The organism is Shimia sp. (assembly GCF_041624275.1).
GTDB lineage: Bacteria > Pseudomonadota > Alphaproteobacteria > Rhodobacterales > Rhodobacteraceae > Shimia.
Genome location: NZ_JBFJVE010000007.1, coordinates 19477 through 34495, shown reverse-complemented (window position 1 = coordinate 34495; position 15019 = coordinate 19477). Strand labels below are relative to the sequence as shown.

14 protein-coding genes and 1 pseudogene are annotated in these 15019 nt (G+C 66.4%); 5 read left to right on the top strand and 10 right to left on the bottom strand.

The genetic code is table 11. The annotated features are described in order from the left end of the window. From ABZD10_RS01395 to ABZD10_RS01365, 7 genes and pseudogenes are all read right to left on the bottom strand, one after another. A pseudogene (locus ABZD10_RS01395) lies at window positions 1-478 on the bottom strand (hybrid sensor histidine kinase/response regulator); the annotation flags it as partial. 87 nt (window positions 479-565) lie between these two features. After that, window positions 566-1162 (bottom strand): bifunctional nicotinamidase/pyrazinamidase, encoded by a 597-nt coding sequence (gene pncA / locus ABZD10_RS01390; protein WP_372884312.1) that lies wholly within the window; start codon window positions 1160-1162, stop codon window positions 566-568. A 142-nt stretch (window positions 1163-1304) separates the two neighbouring features. Next, complete coding sequence (locus tag ABZD10_RS01385) at window positions 1305-2096, bottom strand: cytochrome c1 (protein WP_372884311.1); 792 nt, start codon at window positions 2094-2096, stop codon at window positions 1305-1307. 15 nt (window positions 2097-2111) lie between these two features. Continuing rightward, window positions 2112-3425: a cytochrome b gene (petB, locus tag ABZD10_RS01380; protein WP_372884310.1), complete on the bottom strand. Its 1314-nt coding sequence runs from the start codon at window positions 3423-3425 to the stop codon at window positions 2112-2114. An 11-nt stretch (window positions 3426-3436) separates the two neighbouring features. Then, window positions 3437-3997: a ubiquinol-cytochrome c reductase iron-sulfur subunit gene (gene petA / locus ABZD10_RS01375; protein ID WP_372884309.1), complete on the bottom strand. Its 561-nt coding sequence runs from the start codon at window positions 3995-3997 to the stop codon at window positions 3437-3439. A gap of 183 nt (window positions 3998-4180) precedes the next feature. Beyond that, entirely contained in the window at window positions 4181-4786 is a 606-nt protein-coding gene (locus ABZD10_RS01370) for a glutathione S-transferase (protein WP_372884308.1), read from the bottom strand. Window positions 4787-5027: 241 nt separating this feature from the next. Beyond that, window positions 5028-6278 carry a UbiH/UbiF/VisC/COQ6 family ubiquinone biosynthesis hydroxylase gene (locus ABZD10_RS01365; RefSeq protein ID WP_372884307.1) on the bottom strand — a complete coding sequence of 417 codons (1251 nt, stop codon included), beginning with the start codon at window positions 6276-6278 and terminating at the stop codon, window positions 5028-5030. A gap of 51 nt (window positions 6279-6329) precedes the next feature. On the opposite strand from ABZD10_RS01365, the gene ABZD10_RS01360 reads away from it, so the two are divergent. The 4 genes from ABZD10_RS01360 (at window position 6330) to ABZD10_RS01345 (ending at window position 12580) form a co-directional block, all read left to right on the top strand. After that, window positions 6330-7661 carry an amidase gene (locus tag ABZD10_RS01360; RefSeq protein WP_372884306.1) on the top strand — a complete coding sequence of 444 codons (1332 nt, stop codon included), beginning with the start codon at window positions 6330-6332 and terminating at the stop codon, window positions 7659-7661. A gap of 229 nt (window positions 7662-7890) precedes the next feature. Beyond that, complete coding sequence (locus ABZD10_RS01355; RefSeq protein ID WP_372884305.1) at window positions 7891-9066, top strand: aminotransferase class I/II-fold pyridoxal phosphate-dependent enzyme; 1176 nt, start codon at window positions 7891-7893, stop codon at window positions 9064-9066. A gap of 16 nt (window positions 9067-9082) precedes the next feature. Then, window positions 9083-11911, top strand: a complete 2829-nt coding sequence (locus ABZD10_RS01350) for a DNA translocase FtsK 4TM domain-containing protein (RefSeq protein ID WP_372884304.1) — start codon at window positions 9083-9085, stop codon at window positions 11909-11911. Window positions 11912-11980: 69 nt separating this feature from the next. Further along, complete coding sequence (locus ABZD10_RS01345; protein ID WP_372884303.1) at window positions 11981-12580, top strand: outer membrane lipoprotein carrier protein LolA; 600 nt, start codon at window positions 11981-11983, stop codon at window positions 12578-12580. Between the two features lie 36 nt (window positions 12581-12616). On the opposite strand, the gene ABZD10_RS01340 is transcribed toward ABZD10_RS01345, so the two are convergent. Together ABZD10_RS01340 and ABZD10_RS01335 are read right to left on the bottom strand one after the other, a co-directional pair. Further along, entirely contained in the window at window positions 12617-13201 is a 585-nt protein-coding gene (locus ABZD10_RS01340; RefSeq protein ID WP_372884302.1) for a transglycosylase SLT domain-containing protein, read from the bottom strand. A 76-nt stretch (window positions 13202-13277) separates the two neighbouring features. Beyond that, the gene (locus tag ABZD10_RS01335; RefSeq protein WP_372884301.1) at window positions 13278-14159 is read right to left on the bottom strand and encodes an AEC family transporter; all 882 of its coding nucleotides are present in this window, start codon (window positions 14157-14159) and stop codon (window positions 13278-13280) included. 84 nt (window positions 14160-14243) lie between these two features. On the opposite strand from ABZD10_RS01335, the gene hspQ reads away from it, so the two are divergent. Next, window positions 14244-14570 (top strand): heat shock protein HspQ, encoded by a 327-nt coding sequence (gene hspQ, locus ABZD10_RS01330; RefSeq protein WP_372884300.1) that lies wholly within the window; start codon window positions 14244-14246, stop codon window positions 14568-14570. 62 nt (window positions 14571-14632) lie between these two features. Here the strand turns inward: hspQ and ABZD10_RS01325 are convergent, their stop codons facing one another. Beyond that, on the bottom strand, window positions 14633-15019 hold the full coding sequence (locus ABZD10_RS01325) for a rhodanese-like domain-containing protein (RefSeq protein ID WP_372884299.1): 387 nt from the start codon (window positions 15017-15019) through the stop codon (window positions 14633-14635).

Below are 15019 nucleotides of genomic sequence, written 5' to 3'. Positions count from 1 at the left end.
CCGCATAGACGATCAGCCGCGCCAGGGCGGCACCGCGATGGTAGGGCAGGACGATTCCGGCATTGATCGAGGCGCCGGTGAGATAGGCGAGGCAGAAGAACATGCCCGATTCGCCCGGCGCGGTGACCCAGGCCAGGGCGACGCAGAAAGCGATCGTCGTCGCCTGGAAGGCGGCAGACAGCGTTGCCCGGCGCGACAGCTGCGCGAACAGCCCGGGATCGTGGCGAAGCCGCTGCGGCATGGGGCGCAGCAGCAGGCAGTCGATGAATTCACCGAACAGCGCCACCGCGACGGCGAACAGGCCGACGGCGGGCGAGACCAGCGCCACCAGCGCCGCGGCGCCGGTCAGGGTCATGATCTGGCGGCTGGCGAAATGCCGGACCCGGCCGGCGGCATAGCGTTCCAGCCGCCCGGCGGGCCCGTTGCGCCTGTCGAACTCGGTCAGGAGGCGGTCAATCTCGGGAATAGGTTTGCTCATGGGCCGCGCGGTTTCGGGTCGGGGTGCCGGCAGTGTGCCGACAAACCCTTAAGAAACTCGCAAAAGTCTCATGCCGGCGTGCCGTGGCTAGAGCAGCCTGACCCCTTGGCCGGTCATCTGCTGCACCGCGTCCTGCAGCGAACCGTCAAGGTCGATGGCGCGGCATAGTGCGGTATCGACGGTGACCCGGAACCCGAGCCGGGCCGCGTCCTGCGCCGAGTAGCTGACGCAGAAATCGGTGGCCAGACCGACCATGGTCAGATCGCTGATGCCCCGGCCGCGCAGATAGCCTTCGAGCCCGGTCGCCGTGGTCCGGTCGTTCTCGAAAAAGGCCGAATAGCTGTCGATGTCGCGGTTGCTGCCCTTGCGCAGGATCAGGTCGGCGCGGGTCTGGTCGAGATCGCCGTGAAAGGCGGCGCCCGCCGTGCCCTGGACACAGTGTTCGGGCCACAGCACCTGCGGCCCATAGGTCATGGTAATCATGTCGAAGGGCGCATGGCCGGGATGGGCCGCAGCGAAGGAGCGGTGATCGGCGGGGTGCCAGTCCTGGGTGAGGATGACGCTGTCGAAGTCGTCCATCAGGCGGTTGATGCCGGTGACGATCTGGTCGCCGCCGGTCACCGCGAGGCTGCCACCGGGGCAGAAATCGTTCTGCAGGTCGATAACGATCAGCGCGTGGGTCATCTTTGGCTCTCCGTCTTGGGGTCGGCTGCGGGTCGGCTGCACGGCCCGGACAAGTCTAGCCGATATCCACGGTCTGGCGACGGAAAAAGAAAGGCCCCGCCGGATCGCTCCGGCGGGGCCCTGTCAGCTAGGGTTCGCGGCCTTAGCCGTCGAATTTCTTGCCCTTGATCGGGGCCCAGAGCTTCTTGTTGGTCAGATAGAGCAACGAGGCCAGCAGGGTCAGCATCAGGACACCCACGAAGCCGGCCTGCTTGCGGGCCATCATCTTGGGTTCGGCGGCCCACATCAGGAAGGCGGCGGTATCTTCGGCCTCGTGATGCAGCTCGTTGGAATGGCCGTCGGCGAACTCCACGTCTTCACCGTAAAGCGGCGGCGCCATGGCGATCCAGCCGCCGGGGAAGGCGGTGTTCTCATAGAAGGTGGTGCCGGCTTCTTCCTTTTCCTCGCCGGTGTAGCCGGTGAGGATCGAGACGATGTATTCCGGACCGCCCATGCCTTTGAACAGCTGGTTCAGGCCGGTGCCCTGCGGGCCGTGAAACCCGGCCCGGGCCTTGGCCATCAGGCTGAGGTCGGGTGCGTTGGCATCGCCCCCCTTGGGGAAGAAGTCGGCCGGCGTGCGCGGGCGGTCTTCGTCCAGTTCGGCATCATAGATGTCGAAAGCGGCGGCATAGGCGCGCACCTGATCCGCGGGCAGCTCGGGGCCGCCTTCGTCGGACAGGGTGCGCAAGGGCACGTATTGCAGACCGTGGCAGGCCGAGCAGACCTCGGTATAGACCTGAAGGCCGCGTTGCAGCTGCATCTGGTCGAACTTGCCGAACGGGCCCTCGAAGGAGAAGTCCGTGTCGTGCACGTGGCCAGCGCCACCGGCGGCCATGGCGCTGCCTGCCGAAAGGGACAGGGCAGCGATCGCGGCGATGCTAAGTTTCTTAAGCATTATCCTGTTTCCTTCTTATTCAGCAGGTTTGCCGTAATGGGCGTCGAAGTCTTCCTCGATCGTTGCCGGAGGAGTCTTCGGCTTTTCGATCACGCCCAGGAGCGGCAGGATCACGAGGAAATAGGCGAACCAGTAGGTGGCACCGATCAGCGAGATGATCGAATAGGGCGGTTCGGCGGGCATGGCGCCGGCCCACATCAGCACGATGAAGTCGATGACCAACAGGTAGAACCACCACTTGAACTGCGGGCGGTAGGCACCCGAGCGCACGCGGGAGGTATCGAGCCACGGCACCAGCGCCATGACGAAGATGGCGCCGAACATCGCCAGAACGCCGAAGAACTTGGCGTCGACGATGCCGCCGGTGATCCAGCTGGCGAACATCACCACCCAGACGTCGGCGGTGAAGGCGCGCAGGATGGCGTAGAAGGGCAGGTAGTACCATTCCGGCACGATATGCGCCGGCGTCGCCAGGGCGTTGGCTTCGATGTAGTTGTCGGGGTGACCGAAGTAGTTCGGCATGAAGCCGACCACGGCAAAGAAGATCACCAGCACGACGGCCAGGGCGAACAGGTCCTTGATGACGAAATAGGGCCAGAAGGGCAGGGTGTCTTTCTTGACTTCGTCTTTCGAGCCACGACGCACTTCGACGCCGGTCGGGTTGTTGTTGCCGGTGGTGTGGAAGGCCCAGATATGCACCACGACCAGGGCGGCGATCACGAAGGGCAGCAGATAGTGCAGCGAGAAGAAGCGGTTCAGCGTGGCGTTGTCCACGGCCGGTCCGCCCAACAGCCAGGTCTGCAGCGGCTCACCGATGAAGGGGATGGCGCCGAACAGGCCGGTGATCACGGTCGCGCCCCAGAAGGACATCTGACCCCAGGGCAGAACGTAGCCCAGGAAGCCGGTGGCCATCATGGCGAGATAGATCAGCATGCCGACGATCCAGGTGATTTCGCGGGGCGCCTTGTAGGAGCCGTAGAACAGGCCGCGGAACATGTGGATATAGACGGCAAAGAAGAACAGCGAAGCACCGTTCATGTGCACATAGCGGATCATGTGACCGCCATTGACGTTGCGCATGATGTGCTCGATCGAGGCGAAGGCGAGGTCGACATGCGGGGTGTAATGCATCACCAGGATGATGCCGGTGACGATTTGCAGCACCAGGCAGAAGGCCAGCACGATGCCCCAGATCCACCACCAGTTCAGGTTCTTGGGGGTGGGGATCATGATGGTGTCATAGATCAGGCCGACGACGGGCAGGCGGCTGTGCAGCCATTTCTCGGCGCCGGTCTTGGGTTCGTAATGGTCGTGGGGAATTCCGGACATGGTCGCGCTCCTTATCCCAGTTTGATCGTCGAATCGTCGACAAAGGCGGCTACCGGAACCCAGAGGTTCTCGGGTGCCGGGCCCTTGCGGATGCGACCGGAGGTATCGTAGTGCGAGCCGTGGCAGGGGCAGAACCAGCCGCCGAAATCACCCGAACCTTCGCCGATCGGCACGCAGCCCAGGTGGGTGCAGACACCGATCATCACCAGCCATTCGCCGGCTTCGTCGAGGGTGCGGTTCTCGTCCGCGGCGTCCAGCGCCATGTTGTTGCGGTTCTGGGCGTTGCCGTCGATCAGCTCTCCGATTTCCACGGCGCGGGCGGCGTCGATCTCGTCCTGGGTGCGGCGGCGGATGAATACCGGCTTGCCGAGCCATTTCACGGTCAGCTGGGTTCCGGGTTCGACACCCGAGACATCGACGCGAATCGACGACAGGGCCTTGACGTCCGCCGAGGGGTTCATTTGGTCGACCAGGGGCCAGACAGCTGCACCTGCGGTCACGGCACCGGCGCCAGCAGTGGCGTAGTAGAGGAAATCTCTGCGGGTGCCTTCGTGATCTTCTGCGTGGGACACGAGGTTCTCTCCATTTTTCAGCCGAAATACCGGCCAATATCAGTAGGGCCACGCTTACGCGCAGCCTCTCCACGCCGCTATTTAGCGAAGCCTGTGCAAACCGTCCAGCGAACTTTCGCCTGTTAAGCAACCTCGCGCCCTTCTGTCGCGCTTGGGCCGCACCCGCGGCCATATCTGCGGGGTTCAGTCGCTTGGCGCGGTGGCGGTCATGCTGTCGCGGGTGCTGAAGGCCGCGTACCATTTGGCCAGCGCGTCGTTGCCGCGTCGCCACTGGCGAGCGTCATGGCGGAAGTCGAGATAGCCGAGGGCGCAGGCGACCGCGATCTGCCCCATGTCGAGCGGTCCGGCGAGGTGACTCATCCAGCGCGTGTTCAGCGCCGCCACCGAGCGCGCCACCTTGGCCCATTGCGCCTCGCGCCAGGCCGCGTCCTGCATTTCGGGGCGGCGCAGGCGGTCCTCATAGGTCACCAGCACCGCCGCATCCATGATGCCGTCCGCGGTGGCCTCGAGCGTCAGCACGTCCCAGAGGGTTGCCGTGGGGTAGAGGTTGGCCCCGGCCCGCGCATCGAGAAAGCGGCAGATCACCCGGCTGTCGTAGAGCGCCGGGGCGTCGTCGCGGATCAGGGCCGGGATCTTGCCCACCGGATTGGCCGATTTCACCGCGTCGCTGGTGGCGGTGGGCGAGGTCTTGACGTCGAGCAGCTCGATCTCGTCGTGCTGCCCGGTTTCATGCATCAGGACTCGGACCTTGCGCACGAAGGGCGAGGCGGAGGCGGAAATGAGTTTCATGCGGTCTGGCATCCTTTGCGGCTTGCGTCTCGCTGCGATGTTGCCCCTGCCTGCGGGCTTAGGCAAGCACGGGCTGCCGGATCCTGCGCTCTGCGGCGCGCATCATGTCTCGGCCCGCCCGCGCGGGGCGGCCTTGGCGACGCCTCCGGCGGGAGTATTTGGCACGAGATGAAGGCCGGGGGCGCGGGGTTTCCGAGGCTGTTCGCTGTTGCCCGAACAGGGTGTGACGGTCTGGCCCCGGTTAGCGCATCAGGTCGGGCAGCTCGCCGGTCAGGCCGGCGGCCTCGCGCATGAAGCTGCGGCGCAGGGCGGGGCTGGCGTTGACCAGGCCCATGCCGATGTCGCGGCCGAGCCGCAGCAGCGGGTTGTCGTTCGAGAACAGCCTGTTGGTCAGATCGGTGGCGGCGACCAGCGCATGGGTGTCGAACCGGCGCCATTCCTGGTAGCGTTCGAGCACGTCGAGGGCGGCGATGTCCTCGCCGCGGCGGCGCGCGTGATCCAGCACCTGGACCAGGGCGGCGACATCGCGCAGCCCGGCATTCAGCCCCTGGCCGGCGATCGGATGCATGCCATGGGCGGCATCGCCGACCAGCGCCAGGCGCTCGGCGACGAAACGTTCGGCGACGGTCAGGTTCAGCGGATAGGAGAACCGGCCCCCGGCGAGGGAGATCTCGCCGAGGAAATCGCCGAAGCGGGGGCGCAGCAGCGCCATGAAATCCTCGTCGGACAGGGCCTGGATGCGCCGGGCGTTGGCGTCGCTTTCGCTCCAGACGATGGAGGAGAGGTTGCCGGGCAGGGGCAGGATGGCCAGCGGGCCCGGCGGCATGAAGAACTGATGCGCGATCCCGTGATGCGGCTTTTCATGGGCGATGGCGCAGACCAGAGCCGTCTGCCCGTAGCCCCAGCCGCGGCGCCTGATGCCGGCGCGGGCGGCGACGCCGCTGTTGCGCCCGTCGCAGCCGACCAGCAGCCGGGCGCGCAGGGCGCGGCCCGAGGCCAGGGTCGCCGTGACCCCGGTGGCGTCGACCGTCTGATCGGTCAGGCTGTCGCCGGTGATCGTGGTGATGCGGTCGTCTTCGGCCATCGCCGCCAGGAAGGCGCGGTAGAGAAAGCGGTCTTCGAGCATGAAGCCCATCGGGCCCTCTTCGATCTCGGCGTGATCGAAATGCAGGAAGAAGGGCGACGGGCCTTCGCCGGCGCGCCCGTCCGAGACCTTGATCTCGCGCATCGGCTCGGCATCGGCGGCCACCCGGCTCCAGACCCCGATGGCGTCGAGCAGCCGCTTGGAGGCCAGGGCCAGCGCATAGGCGCGGCCGTCGAAATTGTCGCCGGCGCGGGCGGTCTCGGGGCGCGCGTCGACCACGGTGACGGTGAATCCGGCGCCGGCCAGACCCAGTGCCAGGGCCGGGCCGTTGAGACCGCCGCCGGCAATCAGGATGTCGCAATCGAAAGTCATGGCCTTCAATATGCGGCTGGTCGCGGGATTGTCCATGCCGCACAAGGCCGCTACCGTCGTTTTCGACGAAGCTTGCGGGGGAATGCCATGTTCGACTGGCTGGGAATGAGTGCGGCCGATCTGGGGCGCGGAATCGGCCGGGGGGCCATCGATCCGGTGGCGCTGACCCAGGCCTTCCTGGGGGCCATCGACAGCCATGATGCGCGCGATCGGATCTATTCCGTGGTGACGCATGAGCGGGCGCTGGCCGAGGCGGAAGCGGCGGCGGAGCGGGCCCGGGCCGGGGTGCGGCTGTCGCCCCTGGACGGGGTGCCGGTGAGCTGGAAGGACCTGTTCGACAGCGCCGGGGTGGCCACCGAGGCGGGGTCGCGGCTGCTGAAGGGGCGGGTGCCGGGCGCCGATGCCCGGGTGTTGCAGAACGCCACGGCGCAGGGTCTGGTCTGTCTTGGCAAGACCCATATGAGCGAGCTGGCCTTTTCCGGGCTCGGGCTCAACCCGATGACCGCGACGCCGCCCTGCATCAATGATCCGCGGGCGGTGCCGGGGGGGTCGTCCTCGGGGGCGGCGGCCTCGGTGGCCTTCGGGCTGGCGGCGGCGGGCATCGGTTCGGACACCGGCGGATCGGTGCGGATCCCGGCGGCCTGGAACGACCTGGTGGGCCTGAAGACCAGCGCCGGGCGGCTGTCCTGCGCCGGCAGCGTGGCGCTGTGCCCGCGGTTCGACACCGTCGGTCCGCTGTGTCGCAGCGTCGAGGACGCGGCGCTTCTGCTGGCGGTGCTCGGGGGTGGGCAGGCGGCGGACCTACGCGGCGCGCGGCTGACGGGGCGCCGCTTCGCGGTGCTGCGCACGGCGGCCTTCGACGATATTCGCGAAGCGCCGCTGGCGGGCTTCGAGGCTGCGGTGGCGCGGCTCGGCGAGAGGGGGGCCGAGATCGAGGAGATCGAGGCGCCGGAGGTCGAGGCCGCGCTGGCCCTGTCGGGGCCGCTTTATACCGCCGAGGCCTATGGCCTGTGGCGCGAGACCATCGAGGCCGACCCCGAGCTGATGTATGACCAGATCCTCGAGCGGTTCCGGGCCGGGGCCGGCTTTGACGGGCCGGCCTATGTCGCGGCCTGGCAGCGGCTCGAGGGGCTGCGGGCGCGCTGGCAGGCGCGGGTCGCCGGCTATGACGCGGTGCTGCTGGCGACCTCGCCGATCCTGCCGCCGGACGCGGCGCGGCTGGTCAGCGATCAGGACTATTACGTGACCGAGAACCTGCTGGCGCTGCGCAACACCCGTATCGGCAACCTCATGGGGCTTTGCGCGGTGTCGCTGCCGACGGGGCTGCCGAGCTGCGGGCTGATGATGCTGGGGGCGCCGGGCGGCGAAGAACGGCTGTTGCGCCTGGCGGCGGCGGTCGAGGCGGCGCTGCGCGACTGACGGCGTTTTGCGGCGCGCGGATCTGGCAGCGGTCCGGGGGGCTTTGCCCCCGCCGGCTTTTCGCGAAAAGCCGGCTCCCCCAGGATACTTGCGGCAAGAGAAAGACCCGGAATGACGCAAAAGCCACATCGCGCTGGATTCGCGGGCATTTTTCTGGACCTGCGCCGCGCGCTTGGGTAGTTTGGGGGAAACGGGGCGACATGATCCCGAACCTTGAGGCAGTATTGATATGTTTCCCGAGCGGTTCTCGAACCTTCCGGCCTATGCGTTTCCGCGCCTGCGCGCGCTGTTGGATCACCATCAGCCCGGCGGCGATATCGTCCATATGACCATCGGCGAGCCGAAACATGGCTTTCCGGCATGGGTCAGCGATGTGATTGCCGAACAGGCTGCGGGGTTCAACAGCTATCCGCCCAATGACGGCACGCCGGAGCTGCTGCAAAACATCTGTGACTGGCTGGGGCGGCGCTATGGGGTGCGCCCTGCGCCCGAGCAGGTGATGGCGCTGAACGGCACCCGCGAGGGGCTTTACAATGCGGCCATGGCGCTGTGCCCCGAAACCAAGAACGGTCGCCAGCCGGTGGTGCTGACGCCCAACCCCTTCTATCAGGTCTACGCGGTGGCGGCGGTCTCGGTCGGGGCCGAGCCGGTGTTTGTCAATGCCACGGCCGAGACCGGATTCCTGCCGGATTACGCGGGCCTGTCGCCGGCGCTTCTGGACCGGGTGGCGATCGCCTATGTCTGTTCGCCGGCCAATCCGCAGGGGGCGGTGGCCAGCCGCGCCTATTGGCGGGCGCTGATCGCGCTGGCGGAAAAGCACGATTTCCGCATTTTCGCCGATGAATGCTATTCCGAGATCTACCGCCGCGACGCGCCGGTGGGGGCGCTGGAAGTGGCGGCCGAAATGGGCGCCGACCCGGACCGGGTGCTGGTGTTTCATTCGCTGTCCAAGCGCAGCAACCTGCCGGGGCTGCGCTCGGGGTTCGTTGCCGGTGGCGATGAGAGTATCCGCCGCATCCGCCAGCTGCGCGCCTATGCCGGGGCACCGCTGCCGCTGCCGCTGCAACGTGCCGCCGAACGGGTCTGGGCCGACGAGGCGCATGTCGCCGAGAACCGGCGGCTCTACGCCGAGAAATTCGATCTCGCGGACGAGATCCTGTCCGGGGTGCCCGGCTATGCCAGCCCCGAGGCCGGGTTCTTCCTGTGGCTGCCGGTCGAGGATGGCGAGGCGGCGGCGCTGAAAGCCTGGACCGAGACCGGGGTGCGGGTGTTGCCCGGCGCCTATCTCAGCCGCGATACCAAGGCCGGAAACCCCGGCAAGGGATATATCCGGGTCGCCCTGGTGGCCCCAAGAACCGAGGTGCAGTCGGCGCTGATCAGCCTGCGCGACTGCCTTTACGGATAAGAACGAGGGAACGACGATGGCATATCAGGCACGGGGGCGGGACCCGCTTTTGGACAGCAGCACCCAGGCGGCGATCGAGAAACGCGGCAAGGAGCTGATCGGGATCGCGCTGATCGTTCTGGGGCTGATGGCGGCGGCGATGATCGCCTCTTACACGCCCAATGACCCGAGCTGGATCTCGGCCACGGATGCGCCGGTGGAGAACTGGATGGGGCCGATCGGCGCCTCGATCGCGGCGCCGCTGTTCATGATCGTCGGCTGGGGCAGCTGGGGGCTGCCGCTGATCCTGGTCGCCTGGGGCGTTCGTTTCATCCTGCATTGCGGCGAGGAACGCGCCCTCAGCCGGGTAATCTTTGCCCCGATCATGATGGCGCTGGCCTCGGTCTATGCCTCGACGCTGGTGCCAGGGGCCGGCTGGACCCACAGTTTCGGCCTTGGCGGGCTGTTCGGCGATACCGTGCTGGGCGCGGTGCTGACCATCCTGCCGATCGGGGCGGCGGTCGGGCTCAAGCTGATGTCGCTGGCGGTCGGGCTGGGCTTTGTCGCGCTGGCGCTGTTCGTTCTGGGCTGTGTGCAGGCCGAGCTGCGCCTGTTCGCGCGCTTTCTGATCGTCGGGGTGGTGCTGAGCTATGCCTCGCTGATGGTGCTGCTGGGCAAATCCTTCGGCGGGGCGGCGATGGCCGCGCAGGGTGTCCAGGCCCGTCGCCAGGAACGCCGGGCCGAAGCCGAGGCGGCGATGCAGGCGGCGGCCGAGGCCGGCTGGCTGGAGGTGGCGCAAGAGGATGCGCTGCTTGACGACGACATGAGGCTCGAGACCAAGCCCGGCCTTCTGGCGCGGATGCCGGCGCTGATCCGGCGCCCCGAGTCGCTGCCCGAGCCGGAGCTGGTCGAGAACATCTTTGACGAGGATTTCGAGGACGCCCCCGGTGACGATCGCATCCGCGCCAAGATCGCCGACGTGATCCGCAGCCGCCGGGCCCGCACCGAGCAGCCGCCGGAGCCGGCCATCGACGAGGACAAGCCGCTGACCCGCGGACGTGGGCGCCAGCCCGACCCGCTGATTCTCGATGCCGCGCCGCAGATGGCGCTGCCGCCGGAACCGCCCCTGACCATGGCCCAGGCCGCCACCGCGCCCGCGCCCGAAGCCCAGCCGGCCGGCGCAGAGACCGGAGCCCTGCCGCTGCGCCAGAGCCCGCAGGCCGCCCCGGCGGCGCCGGTGATCCCGACCGCCCAGCCGCGCAAGGTGGTGCAGCATGCGCCGCGCAAGCCGGTGCAGACCTCGGCCCGCGCCAAGGCCGAGGCGCAGCCCTCGCTGGCCTTCGAGGACAACAAGTCGGATTACGAACTGCCGCCGCTCAGCCTGCTGACCAACCCGGCGCAGATCCAGCGGCACCATCTCAGCGACGAGGCGCTGGAAGAGAACGCCCGCATGCTCGAGGCGGTGCTGGACGACTACGGCGTCAAGGGCGAGATCGTCTCGGTGCGCCCCGGTCCGGTGGTCACCATGTACGAGCTGGAGCCGGCGCCGGGGCTCAAGGCCAGCCGGGTGATCGGCTTGGCCGATGACATCGCGCGCTCGATGTCGGCGCTGTCGGCGCGGGTCTCGACGGTGCCGGGGCGCAGCGTGATCGGGATCGAACTGCCGAATGAAAACCGCGAGATGGTCGGTTTCCGCGAGATCCTGTCGAGCCGCGATTACGGTGACGGCAACCAGAAACTGCCGCTGGCGCTGGGCAAGGACATCGGCGGCGACCCGATCGTTGCCAACCTGGCCAAGATGCCGCACCTCTTGATCGCCGGCACCACTGGTTCGGGCAAGTCGGTGGCCATCAACACAATGATCCTGTCGCTGCTGTACAAGCTGACCCCGGATGAATGCCGGCTGATCATGATCGACCCCAAGATGCTGGAACTCAGCGTCTATGACGGCATTCCGCACCTTCTGAGCCCGGTTGTGACCGACCCGAAAAAGGCGGTTGTGGCGCTGAAATGGACCGTCGGCGAGATGGAAGAGCGCTATCGCAAGATGTCCAAGATGGGGGTGCGCAACATCGACGGCTATAACAGCCGGGTGGCCGACGCGCTGAGCAAGGGCGAGATGTTCAGCCGCACCGTGCAGACCGGCTTTGACGACGAGACCGGCGAGCCGGTGTTCGAGACCGAAGAGCTGATGCCCGAGAAGATGCCCTATATCGTGGTGGTGGTCGACGAGATGGCCGACCTGATGATGGTGGCCGGCAAGGAGATCGAGGCCTGCATCCAGCGCCTGGCGCAGATGGCGCGGGCCAGCGGCATCCACATCATCATGGCCACGCAGCGGCCCTCGGTCGATGTCATCACCGGCACCATCAAGGCCAACTTCCCGACCCGGATCTCGTTCCAGGTGACTTCCAAGGTCGACAGCCGCACCATTCTGGGCGAGATGGGCGCCGAACAGCTTCTGGGCATGGGCGACATGCTCTACATGGCCGGCGGGGCCAAGATCATCCGCTGTCACGGCCCCTTTGTCAGCGATGAGGAGGTCGAGGAAATCGTCAATCACCTCAAGAGTTTCGGGGCACCGGAATATGTCGGTGGCGTGGTCGATGGCCCGGATGACGAAAAGGCCGACAATATCGACGCGGTTCTCGGGCTGGGCGGCAATACCGACAGCGAAGACGCGCTTTATGACACCGCCGTGGCGATCGTGATCAAGGATCGCAAATGCTCGACCTCCTATATCCAGCGCAAGCTGGCCATCGGCTACAACAAGGCGGCGCGGCTGGTGGAGCAGATGGAGGAACAGGGTCTGGTCAGCCCGGCGAACCATGTCGGCAAACGCGAGATCCTGGTGCCCGAGCAATAAGCGGCCGATGCGCGAAAATGTGATGGCGGCGGGGATGCGCAACCGGCCGCGACCGCCTAGGTTGGACGCATGAGACCAAGACATATTTTCAGCACCGTCGCGGCGACCCTGCTGCTGGGCCTGCCGGCACAGGCCGACCGGCTGCCGCTGGACGCGCTTTCAGCCTATTTCAACGCGATGAAGACCGCCGAGGCGGCCTTTACCCAGATCAATGACGACGGGTCGATCTCGACCGGGCGTGTCTATATCAAGCGTCCCGGCAAGGTGCGTTTCGAATATGATCCGCCAGAGCAGGCGATGGTGCTGGCCTCGGCCAATACGGTCGCGATCTTCGACGGGCGGTCGAACCAGCCGCCCGAGACCTATCCGCTGCATCGCACGCCGCTGTCGGTGATCCTGGATCGCACCGTCGATCTCGGACGCGCCGAGATGGTGGTCGGGCATGATTACGACGGCATCGCGACGACGGTCACGGCGCAGGACCCGGAACATCCGGAATACGGCCAGATCGAGCTGCGCTTCACCGCCGAGCCGGTCGAGCTGCGGCAATGGATCATCGACGACGGATCGGGCGCGCGCACCACCGTGGTTCTCGGTGAAATGCAGACCGGGCACCCGCTGACGAACCTGATGTTCGACATCCGCTATCACATGGACCAGCAATACTGAGAGGGCGCGCCCACGCCGGGCGGGCGCGCCGGGCTGTCACCACTTGCGGCAGGTTCTCAGCTGATCCTGATACATGTCGGCGCGGGCGTCGACCTCGTGCGAGACCCGCATCAGCCAGGACTTGCGGCGATAGGTGCCGCGGGCAAAGCCGGTATGGCCTTCGTGATAGGCTAGGTACTGGTTGCGCGCATCCGACAGGGAAACCCCGTTGCGTTCCTTGGTTTCGTTCATGTACCAGCCGATGAAATCCGTCGCATCGCGGATGTTGTCACGCTTGCCGCGCCGGTTTCCGGTTTCCTTGCGGTACTGATCCCAGGTGCCGTCCAGCGCCTGCGCATAGCCATAGGCGCTGCTTTGCCGGCCCATCGGCAGGATGCCGAGAATGTATTTGTAGGGGGTGCGCGCATCGGCGTCGAATTTGCTTTCCTGATACAGGACCGCCATCTGAACATGCGCCGGCACGCCCCATTTGCGCTCGGTTCGCTTGAACGCCTTGACGAATTTCGGGCGCTGCTTGAGGATCGAACAGGCGTCATTCAGGTTGCGCGGAGGGGTATCGTACCCGCCCCCGCAGGATGCCACCAGCAACAGGATCGCAAGCGCGCGAAAGATTCTGCTCATCTGCCTCTCGCTCTGCCTTTTTGTTTTGCCGCCAGTCTAGCCCAATAGATGCGCCGGGGAAATCACATTTACCGGCTCAGATCAAAAGCGCCAGCAACAGCGGCAGTCCGGCAACCGAGATCAGTGTCGAAACAACCACGAATCCGGCCACGGAATTGCTGTCGGCGCCGTATTTCTCGGCCAGAAGATAGGCGGTGACGGCGACCGGGGTCGAGATTTGCAGCACCAGCACCCCGAAAGAGGTTTCGTCGAGCGGGAACAGGCTGCCGATACCCCAGGCGATGGCGGCGCAGAGCCCCAGTTTCACCACCGAAAGCCCGATCGCGACCCCCACCCGCGCCGGTGTCAGCCGCGCCACGGCGACGCCAAGGGTGATCAGCATCAGCGGGATCGCCATCTGGCCGACCAGGCTCAGCGCATTGCCGAGAAACACCGGCACCTGCCAGCCCTGCCAGAGGAACAGCGCCCCGAGCAGCGTGGCACCGATCATCGGTTCCCTGAGAATCTTGATGAGCGAGCCGCGCCCGGCCACCAGCCAAATGCCGGCGGTGAAGGACAGCACCGAACTGACAGCCAGCACCACCACCGCGCGCTCCAGCCCCGGCTGACCGAAGGCGAACAGCGCCAGCGGCAGGCCGAGATTGCCGGTGTTGCCGAAGATGAAGGGCGCCAGATAGCTGCGCTGGTCGAGGCGCAGCAGGGCCAGCACCGCGCCCCCGGCCAGCCCCACCGCGCCATAGGCCGCGATTGCGGCCAGGGTCAGCGCCCCGAGCGCCGAAGGGTCGGCAGTGGAATTCATCAGCGAGGTGAAGACCAGCGCCGGCACCGCCAGCGTCATTCCGAGCCGGGTGACGAACTGGATCCGGTATTCGAACCCGGCCCGCACCCAGACGAAACCGATCGCCGCCAGCAGGAACACCGGCGACACGATCTCGAGCACTGTCAAGGCAAGGTTCACAGACTGTTTCCTTTGAAAATCGGGGGGGAGGTTGGACAAACACCCCTTGAAAGGTCTAACTTTGGGGGGTAGGGGCTGCAAGTTATGTTGAAGACACGCGCAAGATATCACCTCGGACAGGTCGTCCGGCACCGCAAATATCCCTTTCGGGGCGTGGTGTTCGACGTCGATCCAGAATTCGCCAATACCGAGGAATGGTACGAGGCGATTCCCGAGGATATCCGCCCCGCCAAGGACCAGCCGTTTTATCACCTGCTGGCCGAGAACGACCAGTCGTTCTACGTCGCCTATGTCTCCGAGCAGAATCTGGTCGCCGATTATTCCGGCGAGCCGGTCGGCCATCCGGATATCGACGACCTGTTCGGCCCCTTCGAAGACGGTGCCTATCCGCTGCATTTCCAGATGAACTGAGACCTGGCCTGCGGGCCGGCCCGGCGGCCCGGCAAGGTGGCCCGGCAAGGTGGCCGGTGGCGTTAGGCGGTATCGACCGCCGCGCCGCGCGCCTTCCATGCGCCGAAGCCGCCTTCCATCTCGGCGATGTTCTCGACCCCCATGTCCTGTAGCGTCTTGACCGCCAGCGCCGAGCGCCATGCGCCGGCACAGAACAACACCAGCGTTTGGCCGGTCGCCAGTTCCGGCCGGTGATAGGGGCTTTCGGGATCGATCCAGAACTCGAGCATGCCGCGCGGGGCGTGAATGGCGCCCGGAATCCGCCCCTCGCGCTTCAGTTCGCGGATGTCGCGGATATCGACCATCACCAACTCGCCGGCGGCGGCGCCGGCCTCGACGGCCTCCTGTGGCAGGGTGGTGATCTGTGACTTGGCCTCGGAAACGAGGGATTTTACCGGGGTGATGGGCAT